Origin of the sequence: Falsihalocynthiibacter sp. CO-5D18, from assembly GCF_041205445.1 — a bacterium.
Classification (GTDB): domain Bacteria; phylum Pseudomonadota; class Alphaproteobacteria; order Rhodobacterales; family Rhodobacteraceae; genus Falsihalocynthiibacter; species Falsihalocynthiibacter arcticus.
In genome coordinates this window covers 1-3928 of sequence record NZ_JBGFCF010000036.1, presented here as the reverse complement: position 1 = coordinate 3928, position 3928 = coordinate 1, and the positions used below count along the sequence as shown (strand labels likewise).

3 protein-coding genes are annotated in these 3928 nt (G+C 52.5%); 2 read left to right on the top strand and 1 reads right to left on the bottom strand.

Annotation, left to right across the window (positions count from 1 at the left end):
- Positions 1–125 precede the first annotated feature (125 nt).
- Positions 126–1364: a DUF6538 domain-containing protein gene (locus tag AB9F27_RS21570; RefSeq protein ID WP_369758160.1), complete on the top strand. Its 1239-nt coding sequence runs from the start codon at positions 126–128 to the stop codon at positions 1362–1364.
- Between the two features lie 298 nt (positions 1365–1662).
- Here AB9F27_RS21570 and AB9F27_RS21565 read toward each other — a convergent pair whose 3' ends face one another.
- Positions 1663–2316, bottom strand: coding sequence for a peroxiredoxin (locus AB9F27_RS21565; protein ID WP_369758159.1), 654 nt, complete (start codon positions 2314–2316; stop codon positions 1663–1665).
- A 230-nt stretch (positions 2317–2546) separates the two neighbouring features.
- On the opposite strand from AB9F27_RS21565, the gene AB9F27_RS21560 reads away from it, so the two are divergent.
- Positions 2547–3581, top strand: a complete 1035-nt coding sequence (locus tag AB9F27_RS21560) for an MBL fold metallo-hydrolase (protein ID WP_369758158.1) — start codon at positions 2547–2549, stop codon at positions 3579–3581.
- The last annotated feature ends 347 nt before the right edge of the window (positions 3582–3928 follow it).

Here is a 3928-nt window from a genome sequence, read left to right as displayed (position 1 = left end):
AATCCTGCGCGTCTTGCCGGACTAACTACCCGCAGGGAACAGGAATAACCAAGTAAGCCGTTGTTCCACCTCAGAAAACCTCAACTTTCACCCAAAAGGGGGCCTATGCCCCCAGAAGGACCCTCATGTCTGTCACCCTTAAGTATGCCTACCTCAAACATCAAACCTGGCTGTATCGCCGCAACTACCCCAAACACTTGCAACCCCACTTGGGCCAAGCCCTGAAACGATCCCTCAAAACCCCAGATGCCCGTACAGCCAAGACACGGATAGCAGAGATCAATCAGAGCTATGCGGAGGTCGTTGAACAAGCAGAGGCACGACTGAGGGCAAACCCTGATCCGGATAATCCGCCGACGATCACGATCCCACAGCCCAAAATCGAACGCCTGCGCCTTCAAGGGCAAACCACGGTAGCGGATTTGGCTCAAACCTACCTTACCCAACGATCACAAGAGCTTAAACCTGGCAGCTTCAAGTCGATCCGTTTCAGTCTCGGACTGCTGACCTCCCTCTTTGGCGGCAAGAGGATTGGGGATTTAAGCCTCTCCAACGGTCAAGAATTCCTTGCGTTTCTGTCCCGACTCAACCCTGACGTCACCAAGAGCACCACGCGCAAGGGCTTGGGGCTACGCCACTTGGTGGCCCTGTCGACCACTTCCGACCGGACAATCGCGCCCCAAACCCAGCATCGGATTTGGACCCAGACCTGTCATTTCTTGGATTGGGCGGTGCGGGAAGGTCACCTTGCAGAGCATGGCTTTGGCAAACTTGCGGTTCATTCCAAACCAGAGGTTCAAAGCTATGCGGTGATGACAGATGCAGAGGTGGTGACTTTGTTGGGGGCCAATGATCCCCTGCTATCGCCCCTCCTACGTCTCTGCTTGCTCACAGGCATGCGGTCCGGAGAGGCTTGTGGGATGATGGCGGAAGACCTGATCTCCAAGGGCAATCTTGGGGTCTTTGCCCGGATCAGACCAAACGCGATCAGGGGGCTCAAATCCAAAGCAGCAGAACGTGAAATTCCGCTACATGACAGCCTTTTGGCTACCCTGGCCATGCTGCCCAACAAAGGGGCCCTGTTTCCAGGGATTTCCGTGGACAGGGTCACCAAGAGGTTTGCTCTGTTAAGGAACCACACCGGAACCACCCGCCCTGGCCTTGTGTTCCACTCAACGCGCAAGTGGTTCATCACCCAATGCGAACGCACAGGGGTTCCAGAGCACTTCACCGCCAGCCTTGTGGGCCATCAATCGGCGCGATCGGCCACCAGGCTAACCTATGGACTGTATTCAGCCGGGATAAGTGATTGCCAGAAGCGGGAGATCATTGATCAGGTCAGGTTGCCTGTGGGTATCGTGTGAAGTACTTACGCCAACATTCCGTCCGAGTACCTTTGCAGGGGCTCGGGCGGGGAAAGATGCCTTATTTTTTTGCCTTAGGCAACTTCCGGCCCAAACCGGACATTCCCACCCCTCGTCTATGCCGCGATGCAGCTTTCGCATTGCTGCCATTCGTGCATCGTGCAGCATTTTGTTGGGTGAAGCGTCGGTCAGCGGACAAATTGGACTTTGTTGCAGCGACGCTGCGCATTCAATGCCGTTGTTTAATTTTTGGAATTAGGCCCCAAAAGATCTCGATTAAATGGGGCCTACCGATGACTTAGCCTTTCAGGCTTGTCATTCGTAGATAGGGAAGGACAGTGGTAAAGTCGCCGAATTTCTCTTTTGCATCAGCATCGTTTAAAGCAACCGGGATAACGACATCATCGCCGACATTCCAGTTTGCCGGTGTTGCGACACCTCGACTGGCCGCCGTCTGCAGGCCATCCAGTGCCCGCAAAACTTCTGCAAAATTGCGGCCCACATTCATCGGATATGTCATGGACAACTTCATCTTTTTATCTGGTCCGATGATAAAAACAGATCTTACGGTCTGGCTATCATTGGGGGTGCGGCCGTCCGGTAGGTAGGCATCTGCTGGCAACATGTCGAAGGCTTTTGAAACTGTCAGGCCATCGTCCGCAATAATCGGGAAGCCTGCGGGTGCGCCCCCAACTTTCTCAATGTCGCCCTTCCACTTCTTGTGATCCTCAACACCATCCACGGAAATCCCGATGACCTTGGTGCCGCGTTTGGACCATTCATCGGCCAACTGCGCGACCGCGCCAAACTCTGTCGTGCAAACAGGGGTAAAGTCCTTAGGATGCGAAAAAAGGATCGCCCAACTGTCTCCGATCCAATCATGCAAAGAAAAGGTGCCTTGGTCCGTTTCTACGGTAAGGTTAGGGACTGTGTCGTTTATACGTAGGCTCATTGTGTTGTTCCTTTAGGAGGTTGCGCTCTCAAGGCATGACGACTCTCCCACGAACCGTTTGCAAGAAGCGTTCGTTAGGCTAAGCCAAACGGCTTGATCAAGCAATGATTCAATAATTGCCATAAGTTGTTCAAAAGAGTAGCCTCGGCAGATTCGTTCGAATGAGTTGCCCAGCCAGCAAGTAACGCTCTTTTGGAAGTATCGATCACCTACCATGTGGAGATGCAGCAGTGATATTCAGACAACTCTTTGACAAAACTTCAAGCACTTATACTTACCTGATGGCCAGTCGGCACGGTGGCGAAGCGCTTCTAATAGATCCGGTTTTCGAACATACAAATCGCTACCTGAAGTTGCTTGAAGAGCTAGACCTCAAGCTGGTTAAAGTTGTCGATACCCATATCCATGCCGACCATGTCAGCGCTATGGGGAAATTGCGTGACGCAACCCGATGCACAACGGTAATGGGCGAACAGTCCCCAGCTGACGTGGTTTCCATGCGCGTGCGCGATAATGATCCATTAACGATTGAAGGTCTTACACTTACTGCGCTTCATACACCGGGGCACACCTCGGAAAGTTACAGCTTCTTAATGGATGACCGGGTGTTTACCGGCGATACACTGTTGATAAGGGGGACGGGCCGCACCGACTTTCAGAATGGTGATCCTTATGAGCAATACCATTCGATTTTTGAGCGTTTGTTAAAACTGCCAGAAAACACGATGGTCTTTCCGGGCCACGACTACAAAGGGGACACGGTCAGCACGATTGCCGAGGAGCGCCATAACAACCCGCGTCTCCAAGTGAATTCGGCAGAAGAATATGCCGAGATCATGAATAATCTAAAGCTCGCCAACCCAGCTATGATGGACGTGGCAGTTCCCGAAAATTTAAATCTCGGCCTTAGAATGGCGGCGCAACATCGTGTACCCGTACTTGAGGTCGACGAAATTCTTGCTGGATGGCCATCGGTTGATTGTCAACTCGTGGACATTAGGGAAGAGAGCGAACGGCGCCGCTATGGATCGATCCCCAACTCGATCCACGCACCCTACGGGCATTTTGATCAATACTGTCGACCCAGCGGTCCACTGGCGGGATTGGCGAAAAACAGCAGGGTCTTGCTTTTTTGTGCCGTCGGTGAAAGATCCACTCTAGCGGTTGAAATCGCGAATGAATTGGGACTGCGAAACGTTGCACATATCCCGGGAGGCTTCACTTCATGGCAAAAAGCCGGGGGTCCGGTAGAAGCGATCGAATAGCTCATCTCAATTTCTTAGATAGAACTTGCCCCGTATAGGAGATTTCGAACACCGAGAAGGTCTCCTAGAAAAGTCTTTGGACGCCAGACCGACAAGACTGCGCGTTTGCTTTAGTCTCGGTGCGGCCTTCCGCGCTGCGGAGATAGACCTAAAACAGCATCTGTTTGAATGTCGGCTCTGACCGATGACGCATTCTTGACTCACAGATGCAGCGAAAGTCTGGTTCCCGCCCTATCTACCGTCGTTCCGCGCAACACTTTGCGAAAACTACCTAAATATTTGTACCTCGGCACTCCCCCTGGAGAAATCCCTTGCCTCCCCATAACATTCGGGTGAAAAGTTCGCAT